The organism is Lentimicrobiaceae bacterium, assembly GCA_020636745.1.
Taxonomy (GTDB): domain Bacteria; phylum Bacteroidota; class Bacteroidia; order Bacteroidales; family Lentimicrobiaceae; genus Lentimicrobium.
In genome coordinates, this window is the sequence record JACJXH010000005.1 from 82,861 (window position 1) to 99,458 (window position 16,598).

Sequence of the window (16,598 nt, forward strand, 5' to 3'; positions counted from 1 at the left end):
CACTCATATGAAATTCGGACATTTCGACGACAACCAAAAGGAATACGTGATTACCAACCCGCAAACTCCTTTCCCATGGATAAACTATCTGGGCACTGGCGGGTTTTTCAGCATTGTTTCTAATACCGGCGGAGGGTATAGCTTTTATAAAGATGCACGTCTGAGAAGAATTACGCGAAACAGATACAACAATGTGCCTGTTGATGACGGAGGTAAGTATTTTTACATTAATGACGGTGGCAACATTTGGTCGCCGGGTTGGAAGCCTGTTAAAACAGCACTTAGCAAATATGAATGTCGTCATGGACTTGGCTATTCAAAAATAACTGGCACCTTGCATCAACTTGAGGCAGAAGTCCTCTATTTTGTTCCTCTTCAATTCGATGGTGAAGTTATCCGGGTAAGGCTTCAGAATAAAAGTTCAGAAAATAAGCACATCAAGCTCCACTCTTTTGCAGAATGGGCCTTATGGGATGCACTTGACGATATGACCAACTTCCAGCGTAACCTCAGCACAGGCGAAGTTGAGATTGAAGGCTCCTGCATTTATCACAAAACAGAATACCGCGAACGCCGCAATCACTATGCTTTTTACTCCGTTAACAGTGAAATAAACGGCTTTGATACAGACAGGGAAACCTTTTTGGGCGCATACAATGGCTTTGACAACCCCGAAATGGTTCGAAACGGTAGCTGTGGTCATTCTGTGGCACACGGATGGTCACCGGTTGCGTCGCATTTTATTGAAATGGAACTAGAACCCGGCGAAACAAAAGAGTATGTTTTTGTTCTTGGCTATGTTGAAAACAATAACGATGAAAAGTTTTCTGCTCCCAACGTAATCAACAAAACAAAAGCCCGTCAGATGATTTCGCAGTTTGAAACTTCTGAACAGGTTGAAACTGCATTGAAACAACTTCGTGATTCATGGACAACGCTGCTGGGCACATTCAATGTAAAATCAGGAGATGAAAAGCTTGACAGGATGGTAAACATCTGGAATCAGTATCAATCCATGATTACATACTACTTCTCAAGGAGCACATCATATTTTGAATCAGGAATAGGCAGGGGAATGGGATTCCGCGATTCCAACCAGGATATCATTGGCATGGTTCACCTGGCTCCCGAACTGGCGCGTCAACGCATCATTGATTTAGCCAGCACACAGCTTGAAGACGGAAGTGCCTATCATCAATATCAGCCCCTGACTAAAAAAGGAAACCACGAAGTTGGCGGCAACTTTAATGACGACCCGCTTTGGCTAATTCTTTCTGTATCTGCATATCTGAAAGAAACCGGCGACTGGTCATTACTCGACTACCACGCCCCTTTTAACAACAATGGCAACGAAAGTTCAATTTTTGAACACATCAAAAGGTCGTTTTATCATGTTGTTAATAACCTTGGACCGCACAACCTCCCGTTAATTGGCAGGGCCGACTGGAACGATTGCCTCAATCTGAATTGTTTTTCAGAAACTCCGGGCGAATCATTTCAAACAACCAACAATAAAATTGGCAAAACCGCTGAGTCGGTTATGATAGCCGGAATGTTTGTTCTTTATGGCAAAGAGTATGTTCGGATATGCCAGCTGACCGGACGAAGCGCTGAAGCCACAGAAGCTCAGCATCACATCAACAACATGAAATCCGCCATAGACGCATACGGCTGGGATGGAGAATGGTTTTTAAGAGCTTACGATTATTATGGCAACAAAGTCGGAAGTAAAGAAAATGATGAAGGGCAGATTTTTATCGAATCTCAGGGATTTTGTATTATGGCAGGTATAGGCATTGAAGATGGACGTGCAAAACAAGCCTTAAAAAGTGTTGAAGACAGATTAGCTACACCCTATGGCATTGTTTTATTAAACCCGGCCTATACAAAGTACCATCTGAACCTTGGCGAAATCACAACTTACCCTCCCGGATATAAAGAAAACGCCGGTATCTTCTGCCACAATAACCCCTGGATAATTATTGCCGAAACCCTGGTTGGCAATGGAGATAAAGCATTTGACTACTATAAACGAATTACGCCAGCTTACCTTGAAGACATCAGTGAATTGCACAAGACCGAGCCATATGTATACTCCCAGATGATTGCCGGTAAGGATTCAGCAAAACCAGGGGAAGCTAAAAACTCATGGCTGACCGGAACTGCAGCATGGAATCTTTACACTGTAAGCCAATATATTCTCGGCATACAACCAGACTACGACGGACTATCAGTGAATCCGTGTATTCCAGACGAGTGGGAGAATTTTGAAATTACACGTAAGTTCAGAGGTGCGATTTACAAAATTACCGTGGTAAACAACAAAAAAAGTGAAACAGGAATCAGCAAGGTAACTGTTGACGGCGAAAGTTATTCTTCTAACCTGCTGCCTGTTTTTGAGCCGGGAACAACCCATACCATAGTTTATGAAATTGGTAAATCATAAACACCTTTCATTTTAGATTGCTTAAAATCTAAGGTTCAGTGAGCGCCAGAAATCATTAAACTAACTTTCAAACCCTTTTCAATGAATAAGACTTATTCAGCAAATAGTGAGCGTTACCATAAAATGAAATACACCCGCTGCGGGAAAAGCGGAATATTGCTTCCAGCCATATCACTTGGCCTGTGGCATAATTTCGGTTTTGCCGACAATTACAACAACGCGCGTGAAATAATTCGCAGCGCTTTCGACCAGGGAGTTACTCATTTTGATTTGGCCAATAATTATGGACCTCCTGCCGGTTCAGCTGAAGAGGTGTTCGGCTCCATCCTGAAAAAAGACTTTGCGAATTACAGGGATGAAATGCTTATCACAACTAAAGCCGGCTATGACATGTGGGATGGGCCTTATGGAGAATGGGGCTCACGCAAGTATCTGGTTGCAAGTTTAAATCAAAGCCTGAAACGCCTGGGACTTGACTATGTTGACATTTTTTATTCTCATAGGTTCGACCCTGACACACCGCTTGAAGAAACCATGATGGCACTTGATTTTATTGTTAAAAGCGGTAAAGCATTGTATGCCGGAATCTCAAATTACACGGCTGAACAAACAACAGAAGCCCTGCAAATATTAAAAAAACTCGGTACGCCATGTCTTATTCATCAGGCAAGGTATTCAATGATTGACAGGACCGTTGAAAACGGCTTGCTTGACGTACTTGACAAAAATGGCGTTGGATTCGTAGCCTACTCTCCGCTGGCCCAGGGTGTGCTAACAGACAGGTATCTGAAAGGAATTCCTTCGGATTCACGTGCATCAAAAGCTCACTTTCTCAAGCCAGAATACTTGACTCCCGAACTTATTGCCAATGTTGGCAAACTCAACAACATTGCCCAGCAAAGAGGCCAAAGTCTTGCTCAAATGGCAACAGCATGGCTGCTGAAAGACCACCGGGTAACCTCGGTAATTGTAGGGGTCAGCTCGGTAAGGCAATTAAACGACAACTTGGAAACGCTAAAAAATGTTTCGTTTTCGCCAGAAGAAGAAGCTAAAATTAACACCATACTTGCCCGTTTTTAATTGAGCCTGAACTGTTCATTAAAAAATAAAACAACTGCTGATATGAAAAAAACAATTTGGATTTGCACATTAATAGCCAGCCTGATATGCTTAAAAAGTGAAGCATTCGGACAAAAAGTTACAGCCTGGGAACAATGCGCCAGGATGGGAAGAGGTGTAAATATAATCGGTTACGACACCGCGCTCTGGAAAGATCACACAAAGGGCAGGTTTAAAGAATCCTATTTTAAAAAGATTAAAGATGCAGGTTTTTCAACTATCAGAATTAACCTTTTTGCATTTTCAGGCATGGATAGCAACTACATCCTTAACCCAAAATGGCTTGAAACACTTGACTGGGCCGTACAAAAAGGTCTGGAAGCACAACTCATGGTAATTCTCGACATGCATGAATACAATGCCATGGCTGACGACCCCATTGCCAAGAAGGAAATGTTTATGTCGGTATGGAGGCAACTGGCTCCCAGATATAAAAATCAGCCTGAAAATGTTATATTTGAAATTTTAAACGAACCTAATCAGAAACTTACTGTTGATTTATGGAACGAATACCTGGCCGATGCCATTAAGTTGATTAGGCAAACAAATCCTGACAGGACTTTAATTATAGGCCCTGGCAACTGGAATGGCATCGAAAGTTTGCCAACGCTAAAGCTACCTGCCGATGACAGAAACATTATTGCTACTGTTCATTTTTACCAACCTATGCCTTTTACACACCAGGGGGCTTATTGGACCAATGAATTCAAAAACCTCAGCGGTATAAAATGGACTGGCTCAGCAGAGGAAAAAGCTGATGTAGAAACCAAATTTAAACAGGTGTATGATTGGTCAAAAGCAAACGACAGACCCATATTTTTGGGTGAATTCGGCGCTTATGATAAAGGCGACATGGAATCACGGGCACGGTACACTTCACATGTGGCACGGACCGCCGAAAAGTTTGGATTCAGTTGGGCATACTGGCAATTCGACAGCGACTTTATCGTTTATGACATAGCCAGAGAAGCATGGGTTGAACCCATTTTAAATGCTTTAATGAACGTTGAAACAAAATAGTAAGCTCACAACAGGCATTCGTTTCAGTAAATGCATTGTTGTCCGATTATTCGAAAATATTCACGTAAAAAGATGAAACCTATGACCAAAAACACACAGAAGATATTGGTTCAGTATTTTTTATCTGCTATTGTACTTCTAATTGCAGGCAGCTGTAACCAGGTATCAGATAACAAGTCCGACAGAGCTATGGATCAGAAAATAAGCGAATTAATTTCCAAAATGACTTTGGAAGAAAAAGTCGGGCAGTTAAATCAGCTATCAAATCCTTACCAGCAAACCGGCACCGGAGAAGCGTCTGAGCACAACGAAAGCTTTGACGAAATGGTTGCCAATGGAGAAGTGGGGAGCTTTTTAAATGTCCTGGGGGTTGATGAGACAATGCGATTGCAAAAAATTGCTGTAGAAAAATCGCGACTGGGCATTCCGCTCATATTTGGATATGATGTTATACATGGTTACAAAACATTGTTTCCTGTACCGCTTGCTGAAGCTGCCAGTTTCGACCGTTCAATGATGGAAAAAAGTGCCCGAATTGCTGCTATTGAATCAGCAGCTAACGGCCTGCACTGGACATTTGCCCCAATGGTTGACATTTCGCGCGACCCAAGGTGGGGGCGCATCATGGAAGGGGCCGGCGAAGACGTTTATCTGGGCGAACAGGCAGCCATTGCCCGTGTTCACGGATTTCAGGGAAAAAATCTTTCTGATGCCAATACCATTGCAGCCTGCGCCAAACATTTTGCTGCATATGGAGCTGCCATCGGAGGCCGTGATTACAATGCTGTTGATATGTCGGAACGCCAATTGCGTGAAGTATATCTGCCACCTTACAAAGCAGCTGTTGATGCAGGTGTGGCAACCTTCATGTCATCATTTAACACACTGAACGGCATTCCGGCTTCAGGCAGCCGCTGGTTACAAACCGAAATCCTTCGACACGAATGGGGCTTTGATGGCTTTGTCGTTTCCGATTGGAATTCGCTGGGCGAAATGATGTTCCATGGCAATGTTGCTTCTGAATACGAGGTGGGATATCGGGGAGTTGATGCAGGGGTTGATATGGATATGGAAGGCCGTATTTACATCAATCAGGTAAAACAACTGCTTGATGATAAAAAAATCAGCATTACCCAGATTGACGAGATGGTAACCCGTGTTCTGCGGATTAAATTCAGACTCGGGCTGTTTGACAATCCTTTCCAGTATTGTGATAAACAAAAGGAGAAAGAATTAACCATGCACCCCGATCATCTGGCCGCTTCACGCGAAGTTGCTGAAAAGTCAATCGTTTTACTTAAAAACGAAAACAAAACACTCCCCATAACCAGCAACGTAAAGCGAATAGCTGTCATCGGGCCGCTTGCCAATGACAAGGATGCCCCTTTGGGCAACTGGCGTGGCAATGCTACCCCTAACACCGCTGTTTCGTTACTTGAAGGGATGAAAGCAACAGCGGGCAGCAACTATGAAATCATGTATGCTGAAGGTTGTAAACTTACAACCAATGAAGAGCTGAATTTCTTTACCCAGTTAGCAGTAAACACCACAGACCGCAGCGGGTTTGCCGAAGCAATTGCTACAGCTAAAAAAGCTGATGTTGTTGTTATGGCTTTAGGAGAAACAGCATATATGTCGGGAGAATGCCGAAGCTATGCTGATATCTCACTGAAAGGCTTGCAACTTGAGCTGCTACGCGAAATCAGAAAAACCGGCAAACCAATCATACTCACCCTTTTCACCGGGCGCCCCCTTGTTCTTACCGATGTGGTTGAACATACTGACGCCATTCTCAATTGCTGGCTGCTGGGCACTGAATCAGGCAATGCTATTGCCAATGTATTGTTTGGTAAATACAATCCATCAGGAAAGCTGCCTGCATCCTTCCCTTATCATGTTGGTCAGATACCAGTATATTACGAGCAAATGAATACCGGAAGACCTTACAATCCCAATCCGGAAGGATTTAGTTCCAAATACCGCGATATCCCCAATGCGCCTCTTTTTGCTTTTGGTTACGGATTAAGCTATACAACATTTGAATATAGCAACCTCAAACTGAGCGCTACAAAAATCAACTTGAATGAGAAGCTTACAGTAAAAGCCACTATCACCAATACAGGCGAATACAACGGCGAAGAAGTGGCTCAGCTTTATATCCGCGATGTGGTGGGTAATGGAGTTTCACGTCCTCTTCTGCAACTCAAGGGATTCGAAAAAATCATGATTGAGAAAGGTAGTAGCAAAGAAGTTACCTTTGATATTTCGCCCTCAGATCTCGCTTTCTTCAGAATGGATAATAAGTTTGCTCCTGAAGCCGGAAAATTCGAAGTATTCGTTGGAACTTCTTCTGACAATCTGAAGCTTAAAGGCGAATTTGACCTTGTTGAATAAACAAAGTCTGTTGTCCAATCGCAAATGAGAAACCAAATAATGTCCGGGCTAACTAAAGTGTATATAATGAAATAGCAAAGCCAGACAAAGCATCGGGGCTTGGATGGATAAACCATTTAAGCCCCGTAATTTTTCTAAAGAGTAGTGCTCACACCTCTTTTCATCATATGAAATCAGAATTTCATCAATATTCCATTCTGAAAAACACCAACTTTGTTGTACCGATCAATGTCAATATAAGGCTCTATGTTTAAAACACTTTCGTTTATTCTCTGTCTGCTTGTACCGGCATTTATAAGCGCTTCAAACCCACATGAGCACAAAATGGTGGCTCGTGGCGCCAAATTGGTAAAACTTGCCGGCGGGTTTGGATTTACTGAAGGGCCCATAGCTGACAAAACAGGCAATGTTTATTTTACTGATCAGCCAAACAATCAAATTCTCATTTGGACGATCAATCATGAATTGCTCACTTTTACGCAGAACTCAGGCAGGGCAAACGGGCTTTATTTTGACAAGCAGGGAAATCTTCTTTCGTGCTCCGACATGGAAAATGAATTATGGAGCTTTTCACCAGACAAAGTACATAAGGTATTAATTTCATCATTCAATGAGAAAAGGCTGAACGGACCCAACGATTTATGGATTCATCCTGATGGCAGCATTTACTTTACCGACCCTTTATATGTCCGCCCATATTGGACACGAAATTCAGAATCGGAACAGAATGGCGAATACGTTTACTATCTGTCGCCTGATTACAAGAATCTAAAACCTGTTTGCACGGATCTTGTAAAACCCAATGGCATTATTGGCACACCTGACGGAAAAAAGCTTTACGTGGCCGACATTGGAGCCAACAAAACTTACGTGTACAATATTTTGCCCGATGGCTCACTGCACAACAAAAGAGTTTTTGCGCCTATTGGTTCAGATGGAATGACCATTGACTGTAAGGGCAATATCTATGTAACCGGTGACGGCGTTACCATCTTTAACTCAAAAGGGAAAAAAATTGATCATATTGAAGTAGAAGCCAACTGGACAGCCAATGTTTGTTTTGGAGGCAAGGACATGAAAACCCTTTTCATTACTGCTTCTGAAAACCTCTATTCCATTGAAATGAAAGTAAAAGGGGTAAAATAAAACCATTATTGTGAAAAAGAGTCAGCACTGAGCTTCCCTAAAAAATTAGCGTCTACTTTTGCAAGCCAAATCAATATCCATGAAACACCTTTGCACCACTCTCAAAAAAAGCTTTCAGGGTAAAAATCTGAAACTGTTTACCCTGTCAAACGATAATAACGTTGAAGTAAAAATCACCAATTACGGAGCAACCATCACATCCATACGTACCCCGGATAACGAAGGGAATTTTGATGAAATTGCACTTGGCTTTGACAATCCGGAAGAATATCTTACTGATTTTTATATCAACAACTGCCCTTACTTTGGTGCCATTGCCGGCAGATATGCGAATCGTATAGCCAAAGGTCAACTGAATATAGAAGGAAAAACCTATCAGCTTGCCACCAATAACCTGGGCAATGCACTGCACGGTGGAATAAAAGGATTTGACAAACAGTTCTGGGACGGAAATCTGATTGCGGGAGAGAACTATGTTGGAGTTGAGCTCACCTATCTTAGCCCGCACCTTGAAGAAGGTTATCCGGGAAACTTATTTGTTAAAGTAATTTATATCCTTAACAATAAGAATGAGCTTGAAATACAATTCAATGCCACTACCGACGAAGCAACGGCTTTAAACCTGACTAACCACACTTATTTTAATCTTAGTGGTTGCCAAAGCCCGGTTACAGATCATTATCTTATCATAAACAGTAATCGCATGATAGAGGTTGACAACCTTATACCAACAGGGCAAATCATTGATATTTCGGGAACAGATTACGACTTTAGTCAGGAAAAACTTATTGGACTTGATATTGACAAACTTCCCATTGGGTATGATATCGGCTATGCAATTGATGCAGAACCAAATAAAGTTAAGTCTGCAGCTTATTTAAAAGACAAAAACAGTGGACGCACGCTTGAAATCTTAACCAGCGAACCCTCCATCCAACTGTATACCGGTTACTTTATTCCTGATGTTAAAGGACATAAAGGCAACAAATATGGCAAATATATGGGAGTGGCTCTTGAAACACAGCATTACCCCGATTCTCCTAACCACCCAAATTTCCCGGATACACAACTTCAACCAGGAGATACTTTCAGCAGCAAAACCATATTCCGATTCGGAACTTTGACAAAACAACAATAAAAACCGGATTGACTACTTTCAGATAACCGGCAGATTATTGTCTCAAGCTTAAAGCAAATCAGCATTTCAACATTTGATTCGGGTAAGTTATCTGACTTATGAAAATGGCATTGTGCATGAATTACACTGCCTGAAGCGGATGGATGATTATTTCGTAAGTTTGCATTATTATTCCCTTCACTGATGACTGCTGATTTTCTGAAAAAATATCGATTGTGGATTTTATTGCTGGTATCAGCAATAAGCCGCTTGTTCATTGCGGCCTTTACCGAACTGGGAAACGATGAGGTATATTATATCAATTACGCGCTATTTCCTGATTTAAGCCATTTTGACCACCCCCCAATGGTTGGCTGGTTCATCCAACTATTCAGCCTGAACCTGCTGTTCGAAAATGAGTTTTTTATACGACTTGGCGCTGTGGTTGCCGGCACGCTCAACACCTGGGCAATATACCTTATCGGAAAAAAAATAAAAGACGCACAAACAGGATGGTACGCTGCATTGCTCTACACTTCTTCATTCTATTGCTTTGTCATCGCCGGTATTTTTATCATGCCTGATGCGCCGCAATCTCTTTTCTGGTTGTTTTCTGTTTACTTTCTGCTGACAATTGCAAAAGAAGGTCCATTAAGCAGCAAAGCCCACAAAGCAATGCTTGGATTTGGCATTTCAGCCGGCCTGGCAATGCTATCAAAGTATACCTCAGTTTTCCTGTTTACAGGTGCAGGAATTTATATCATTATTTTCCAGCAAAGATGGCTGCGCCAATGGCAGCTTTATGCAACTATTCTCATTTCCCTGTTGTTATTCCTGCCTGTTATCATCTGGAACCTGCATTACAACTTCATCAGCTTTACATTTCACAGCGACAGGGTTGAAGTAATAAAAACAATACTCCGCCCCGACCTCTTTGCCATAGAGTTAGGAGGCCAGATTTTTTATAACAATCCAATTAATTTTGCACTTACTCTTTTAGGACTGACCGCATTTTTTAGAGGCAAGTTAACAGAACAGAAAGCTGAAATGAGGATGCTGATATCCATATCATTGCCTGTAATACTTCTGTTTCTCGGATTCTCATTATTCCGGCGCACTTTACCCCACTGGACCGGTCCGGCTTATATGACACTTATACCACTGGCAGCTCTCTATATCAGGACTTTAACCCACGAAGGATTAACCGGGAAATTATTTGCAAAACCAACCAAATATGCATTGATATTTCTTACAATTGTAATATCAGTGGCGCTGTTACAGATTCACGAAGGATGGTTTCTGAACAAAGGTATAAACGTCACAACAGGAAAAAGGCTCGGGATGAAAGACATAACCCTGGATATGTATGGCTGGAAACAGTTAAACAAAGGTTTTGAGTCTGTTTATAAACAGGATACAGCTACAGGTCATATGCGCAAAGATGCCATAATCCTTTCGCAACGCTGGTTTCCTGCGGCCAATCTTGACTATTATGTTGCCAGACCGCTTCATATGAAGTTACTGACCCTGGCTGAAGTTGAACGTACACATAAGTACGCCTGGATTACACAATATCGCGGAGGGTTTTATCAAGGCATGGATGCTTATTATTTCTCCTCCAGTTATGATTTCTCAGACCCAAATTCAATATATAAAGACTACTTTATCCGCATTGAACAACCCGATACGATTCCTGTATATAAAAACAACCGGCTGGTTATGTATCATTATGTGTGGCGGCTGCGGGGACTGCTGACCATACCACCCGACAAACTTACCGGTAAAAATATTGTTTCAGGTCAGTAGCCTGCTACAATTATAAGTTAAAAAGAGCCCGCATCAGTTATATGATGCGGGCTCTTTTATCTTAAAAAATTCATTCTAAAGTTAGATCATTTTCGAAGGATCAACCCATTCATCAAACTGCTCGCTGGTAAGCAAGCCGAGCTCTATGGCAGCTTCGCGCAATGTTGAGCCTTCGGCATGTGCCTTTTTAGCGATTTTTGCTGCATTTTCGTAACCAATATGCGTGTTAAGTGCTGTTACCAGCATGAGTGAATTTTCGAGATTTCGTTTAATAAACGGTTCATTAGCCTCGATACCCACCGCACAGTTATCGTTAAAAGAAACACATGCATCGCCCAAAAGACGAGCTGCCATAAGCAGATTGTAAATAATCACCGGTTTGAAAACATTCAGTTGAAAATGTCCTTGCATTGCTCCAACATTAATAGCTGCATCACAACCGATAACCTGGGCACAAACCATGGTAAGTGCTTCATTCTGTGTTGGATTTACTTTGCCAGGCATAATAGACGAGCCGGGCTCATTGGCCGGAAGGATAAGCTCGCCGATTCCACAACGCGGTCCAGAAGCAAGCAGCCTGGTATCGTTACCAATTTTCATCAGACTTACAGCCAATGTTTTAAGCGCGCCAGAGGTTTCTACCATGGCGTCATGTGCAGCAAGAGATTCAAACTTATTGTCAGCACTTACAAATGGATATCCTGAAAGTTCGGCAATTTTAAAAGCAACCAGGTTGGAATATCCTTTAGGCGTATTAATGCCGGTACCAACAGCTGTTCCTCCAAGAGCCAGTTCGGCCAAATGAGGCAAAGTATTACGCAAAGCTTTAATTCCATGTTCAAGTTGAGAGGCATAACCCGAAAATTCCTGTCCAAGAGTGAGTGGCGTGGCATCCATCAAATGCGTACGACCAATCTTCACAATGCTTTTAAACGCTTCAGCTTTGGCAGCCAGTGTTTTACGAAGTTTCTCCACTCCCGGGATGGTTACATCAACAACCATCTTATAAGCTGCAATCGACATGGCAGTTGGGAAAGTATCATTTGATGATTGGGATTTGTTGACATCATCATTCGGATGCACCGGGCTTTTTCCTTCGCCCAGTACTCCCCCGGCAAGCACATGTGCCCGGTTAGAGATCACCTCATTTACATTCATATTAGACTGGGTTCCTGAGCCGGTTTGCCAAACGACCAATGGAAATTGATCATCCAGTTTACCTTCAAGAATTTCATCACATACTTTGCCGATAAGCTCAGCCTTCTCCATTGAAAGCACCCCTAAATCGCGATTAGTAAAAGCAGCTGCCTTTTTCAGTATCGCAAAAGCTTTTATAATTTCCTTAGGCATGGTGCCATCACCAATTTTAAAATTCGTCAGCGAGCGTTGCGTTTGAGCTCCCCAGTATTTGTCAGCGGGAACCTCAATGTTTCCCATTGTGTCATGTTCAATTCTGGTTTTCATTTTATGTATGATTAAATTCAACTTAGGTCTTTTGTAAAAAAATTAAAGTATTGTTTCAACATTTGTGGCAGGATCTGCTATAACAGCCTGCTGATTGTGCACAACTATCGGCCTTTTAATCAACCGTGGATTTTCTGAAAGAACGTTTAACCATTCCTCATCAGTCAGTTCTTTCCCTTTCAGATGTTCCTTAAAATAATCTTCCTGGATACGTACCAAATCATATGGCTTTAATCCAAGTAATGCTACCAAATCCTTAAGTTCAGAAACCGATATTCCTTCGCGGATATATTCCTTAACTATGGGTTCATTGCACCGGGTTTTTACATATTCAAGTCCGGCTCTTGATTTCCTGCATTTGGGGTTATGGTAAACTATAGTCATCACATTTTGTTTTGAAAAAGTCTGTGTATGAAGATATTGGCAACAACAGCCAAATCAACTTTTGAATTTCAAACAAGATAGCAAAGATAAAACAAAGACAGGACTTAATTAAGCCCTGTCTTTGTTAATTTAAGCCGAGCAGTTGCCAGCTCTACTTATTCATACCCAAAGTTGCACATTATTAAGCAATCTCAGGTATTGCCCACTCAATCAACCAAGTATTTTCAATAACCAAAAATACGAAAGTGATTATTTATTTGACCACAATAAGTTTTCCTGAAGCAGTGTATCCCATTCCTGCAACTCTTAGCATATAAACGCCTTGCTGAAGATTATTAAACCTTACCACATCAGAGCTGCCTGGCATCAGATAAACTTCAGTATTCATAATTACCTGACCTACCTGATTGAAAACTGTAACCATATAATTCCCTGAAACAGCTGAATTTAAGGAGATAAAACCATTTCCGGCAGAAGGATTCGGGTAAACATTGAATGCACATTTTGAAACTTCCGGATTTGTCAGACCAACTGTACCTGCATTCACTATAACACTCCATACCTGAACGTCGGTTCCATTTTCAGCAGTTACAGTATAATTTACCGGTCCAGCTGAGAAATCTACAGCCTCTCCTGAAGCAGGAACTACGCTAGCGCCTTCGGAAACCAAAACCACAGGTGTGAGAGCAGTAAGAGAAGCTCCAAAAGGAATATGCGCAGTTACAGTATGATTCACAGCGTCTATGACAGCTGCTTCGGTTTGATTTATCAGTTCAAAAGCAACAATATCAGTTTCGCTGTTAGGTAAAATTTCGGCAGTTACAGTCACTACCCAAACCTGAATGTCACCATTTTCGGCAGTTACGGTATAATTTACCGGCCCGTTCGAAAAATCAACCGTTGCTCCAGAAGCAGGATTAATGGTTGCACCGTCCGATACGGTAATTACAGGGGCTAATGCTGAAAGGTTTGTTCCACTGGTTACTTCACAGGTAACAGTGTGGTTTTGGGCGTTAATGACCGCGGCACCGGTTTGATTAGTCAATACGAAGGTAAGAATATCGTTTTCGTTATTTAAAATCACCTGTTCGGTTACAGTCACTACCCAAACCTGAATGTCACCATTTTCGGCAGTTACGGTATAATTTACCGGCCCGTTCGAAAAATCAACCGTTGCTCCAGAAGCAGGATTAATGGTTGCACCGTCCGATACGGTAATTACAGGGGCTAATGCTGAAAGGTTTGTTCCACTGGTTACTTCACAGGTAACAGTGTGGTTTTGGGCGTTAATGACCGCGGCACCGGTTTGATTAGTCAATACGAAGGTAAGAATATCATTTTCGTTATTTAAAATCACCTGTTCGGTTACAGTCACCACCCAAACCTGAATGTCACCATTTTCGGCAGTTACGGTATAATTTACCGGCCCGTTCGAAAAATCAACCGTTGCTCCAGAAGCAGGATTAATGGTTGCACCGTTTGATACGGTAATTACAGGAGCTAATGCTGAAAGGTTTGTTCCACTGGTTACTTCACAGGTAACAGTGTGGTTTTGGGCGTTAATGACCGCGGCACCGGTTTGATTAGTCAATACGAAGGTAAGAATGTTGTTTTCGTTATTAAGACCGGTTGGTTCAGTAACCACAAGAATCTGGTTAATGGAAGGATTCTCAATAACCTGATGAATACCTGAAGGCCAATTGATGGTAATGCTGTCAATAGATGCCTGCGCACCAATACCAAACATTTGAGCAAGACTGCTTCCGCAATATTGGCCAGAAGTAGAAGAGACTTCGCGTGTTTGAGCAACTCCGTTTGCATAACATTTAACTCTTGCCCCAATGGCCGAGCGATTAGAAACAACACCAACCAAACGAACTGTGAGCCAATTATTTGATCCACCATTGTTCTGATAAAGACCGTGAATCAATGTAGTTGAATAAGATGGTGTAAAAATATCGGGATATCCGTTATGATCATAGTCGGCAATTGAAGAACAGTAATCTCTAAGAGGAGTGGTGGTAGCTTCATCAGCAGGCTGATTTGTAAAAGTTTCATCACCATTATTCAGATAGAGATAATTTAAGCGCCTGGTACTGCTGCCGTTATTGGATACGGTGAGGTCAAGGAAACCGTCATTATTCATATCCAGCCATGCTGAACCAAACGATGCACCTCCATCAATAGAAGGGGCGGCATTTACAAGGGTAAAGTTTCCCGCTCCATTATTCTTGTACAGAAAATTGTGCTTAACATCGGCAAAATCATTAACAGAGACAAACAAATCCAGCCAGCCATCATTGTTAAAATCACCCCATGAAGCGCCTTGAGTTAGCGCCAAATCATTTACAATAAGAGCTGTAGTATTTTTAGTAAAAGTACCATCACCGTTATTATGGTACAGGCAGTCGTTTTGTCCGGGAAGTTCTGAGTAGAAGTAATTCACTACAAACAAATCCTGGAATCCGTCGTTGTCGTAATCGGCCCAGCTGGCTGAATAAGTATTAAAATTATCGGTAACAATTTCACCTTCAGTAATTTTTGCAAACGTTCCATCTCCATTATTATGATATAGACAATTGGCTTCTGTGAAGTTGGAAACATAAAGATCGAGGAATCCATCATTGTCGTAATCGGCCCAGGCTGCGCCGAGCGACCATCCCTGGTCAGTAACTATGGCGCCATCAGTAATTCTGGTAAATACCCCATTCCCATCGTTTCTGAAAAGGAAATTTTGCGAGGCCTCCGGTCCGTTATTGCCGGTATTGCAAATATATAAATCAATATTGCCATCATTGTTATAATCGCCCCATGAACAGGCAATAGAAGGCCCGTCATTGTTATAGATAGCATTGTCAGTATCTTCGGTAAAAGTACCATCTCCATTGTTTGTAAACAGTGAGGTATGATAAGTGTCACTGTCAACAATAATTACATCATCAAACCCATCACCATTGTAGTCAGCCCATGAAGCACAATAAGGTTTTTTAGGAGTTTCCACAAGTGTACCGCTCAATACTTTTGTAAAATATTGTGCAGCAACTGGTTGCGCCAGATATAATACAAAGCCAATTAAAATCAAGCTTGTTCGCAGTATTAAGCTGCTTCGTCGCAAATTCAATGTGTAGTTTGTCTTCATAATGGTTATAGTTATGTTATTTTGAGATTCGGGAAACAGACCCTTACCAGTAAATTAAATCTTCTGCCACAAAATTACCTCACAACAAATCAGGCTGTAAGCGTATTTTTACCTGATTTAACAAAAGTTCACTTTTTAATTATCACCAAAGTTTGAGCTCGGTTGGAAAATAAACTCTTCCCTGCATTACCGTTTGGTAAGCATCTTTTAGCTGCAGAAGTGTTGGTGGTTTAAGAATAAAACCTTTTGCTCCGGCATTCATGGCGTCTCTGTAATACTTTTCCTCACCAAACATGGTAAGGAAAATAATCCTGAGCTGAGGATTTTGCTTTAAAGCCAGAACAGCAGCATCCATTCCACTGATACCCGGCAACCTGATATCCATAAATATAACATCAGGCAATATTTCATCGATTGTATTGAGAAATTGCTCTCCATCAACCAACTCAACTACTTCCTTCACTTCCGGAATTTCCTGAATCATCAGATTCAACCCCTTTCGAAATGCAGTGTGATCGTCAACTATTAATACTTTCGACATAGTAAAATCAATTGTCGACAAA

11 protein-coding genes are annotated in these 16,598 nt (G+C 41.8%); 7 read left to right on the forward strand and 4 right to left on the reverse strand.

Annotated features, from left to right (window positions below):
• The first annotated feature begins 7 nt into the window (after nucleotides 1–7).
• The 7 genes from H6541_09255 (at nucleotide 8) to H6541_09285 (ending at nucleotide 11,048) form a co-directional block, all read left to right on the forward strand.
• Nucleotides 8–2,446: a glycosyl transferase gene (locus tag H6541_09255; GenBank protein ID MCB9015967.1), complete on the forward strand. Its 2,439-nt coding sequence runs from the start codon at nucleotides 8–10 to the stop codon at nucleotides 2,444–2,446.
• 81 nt (nucleotides 2,447–2,527) lie between these two features.
• On the forward strand, nucleotides 2,528–3,526 hold the full coding sequence (gene mgrA, locus H6541_09260; protein MCB9015968.1) for an L-glyceraldehyde 3-phosphate reductase: 999 nt from the start codon (nucleotides 2,528–2,530) through the stop codon (nucleotides 3,524–3,526).
• Between the two features lie 42 nt (nucleotides 3,527–3,568).
• Nucleotides 3,569–4,585 (forward strand): glycoside hydrolase family 5 protein, encoded by a 1,017-nt coding sequence (locus H6541_09265; protein MCB9015969.1) that lies wholly within the window; start codon nucleotides 3,569–3,571, stop codon nucleotides 4,583–4,585.
• 81 nt (nucleotides 4,586–4,666) lie between these two features.
• Nucleotides 4,667–6,979, forward strand: coding sequence for a beta-glucosidase BglX (bglX, locus tag H6541_09270; GenBank protein ID MCB9015970.1), 2,313 nt, complete (start codon nucleotides 4,667–4,669; stop codon nucleotides 6,977–6,979).
• A gap of 246 nt (nucleotides 6,980–7,225) precedes the next feature.
• Nucleotides 7,226–8,125 carry an SMP-30/gluconolactonase/LRE family protein gene (locus tag H6541_09275; protein MCB9015971.1) on the forward strand — a complete coding sequence of 300 codons (900 nt, stop codon included), beginning with the start codon at nucleotides 7,226–7,228 and terminating at the stop codon, nucleotides 8,123–8,125.
• Between the two features lie 79 nt (nucleotides 8,126–8,204).
• A complete protein-coding gene (locus H6541_09280) occupies nucleotides 8,205–9,263 on the forward strand; it encodes a galactose mutarotase (protein ID MCB9015972.1) in 1,059 nt (352 codons plus the stop codon).
• Between the two features lie 183 nt (nucleotides 9,264–9,446).
• Nucleotides 9,447–11,048: a glycosyltransferase family 39 protein gene (locus H6541_09285; protein MCB9015973.1), complete on the forward strand. Its 1,602-nt coding sequence runs from the start codon at nucleotides 9,447–9,449 to the stop codon at nucleotides 11,046–11,048.
• A gap of 81 nt (nucleotides 11,049–11,129) precedes the next feature.
• Here the strand turns inward: H6541_09285 and fumC are convergent, their stop codons facing one another.
• The 4 genes from fumC to H6541_09305 all read right to left on the reverse strand — a co-directional run bounded on the left by fumC (nucleotide 11,130) and on the right by H6541_09305 (nucleotide 16,576).
• Nucleotides 11,130–12,512, reverse strand: a complete 1,383-nt coding sequence (fumC, locus tag H6541_09290; protein MCB9015974.1) for a class II fumarate hydratase — start codon at nucleotides 12,510–12,512, stop codon at nucleotides 11,130–11,132.
• A 42-nt stretch (nucleotides 12,513–12,554) separates the two neighbouring features.
• The gene (locus tag H6541_09295; protein ID MCB9015975.1) at nucleotides 12,555–12,896 is read right to left on the reverse strand and encodes an arsenate reductase; all 342 of its coding nucleotides are present in this window, start codon (nucleotides 12,894–12,896) and stop codon (nucleotides 12,555–12,557) included.
• A gap of 253 nt (nucleotides 12,897–13,149) precedes the next feature.
• The gene (locus H6541_09300; GenBank protein ID MCB9015976.1) at nucleotides 13,150–16,035 is read right to left on the reverse strand and encodes a VCBS repeat-containing protein; all 2,886 of its coding nucleotides are present in this window, start codon (nucleotides 16,033–16,035) and stop codon (nucleotides 13,150–13,152) included.
• Between the two features lie 142 nt (nucleotides 16,036–16,177).
• The gene (locus tag H6541_09305) at nucleotides 16,178–16,576 is read right to left on the reverse strand and encodes a response regulator transcription factor (protein ID MCB9015977.1); all 399 of its coding nucleotides are present in this window, start codon (nucleotides 16,574–16,576) and stop codon (nucleotides 16,178–16,180) included.
• Nucleotides 16,577–16,598: the final 22 nt, after the last annotated feature.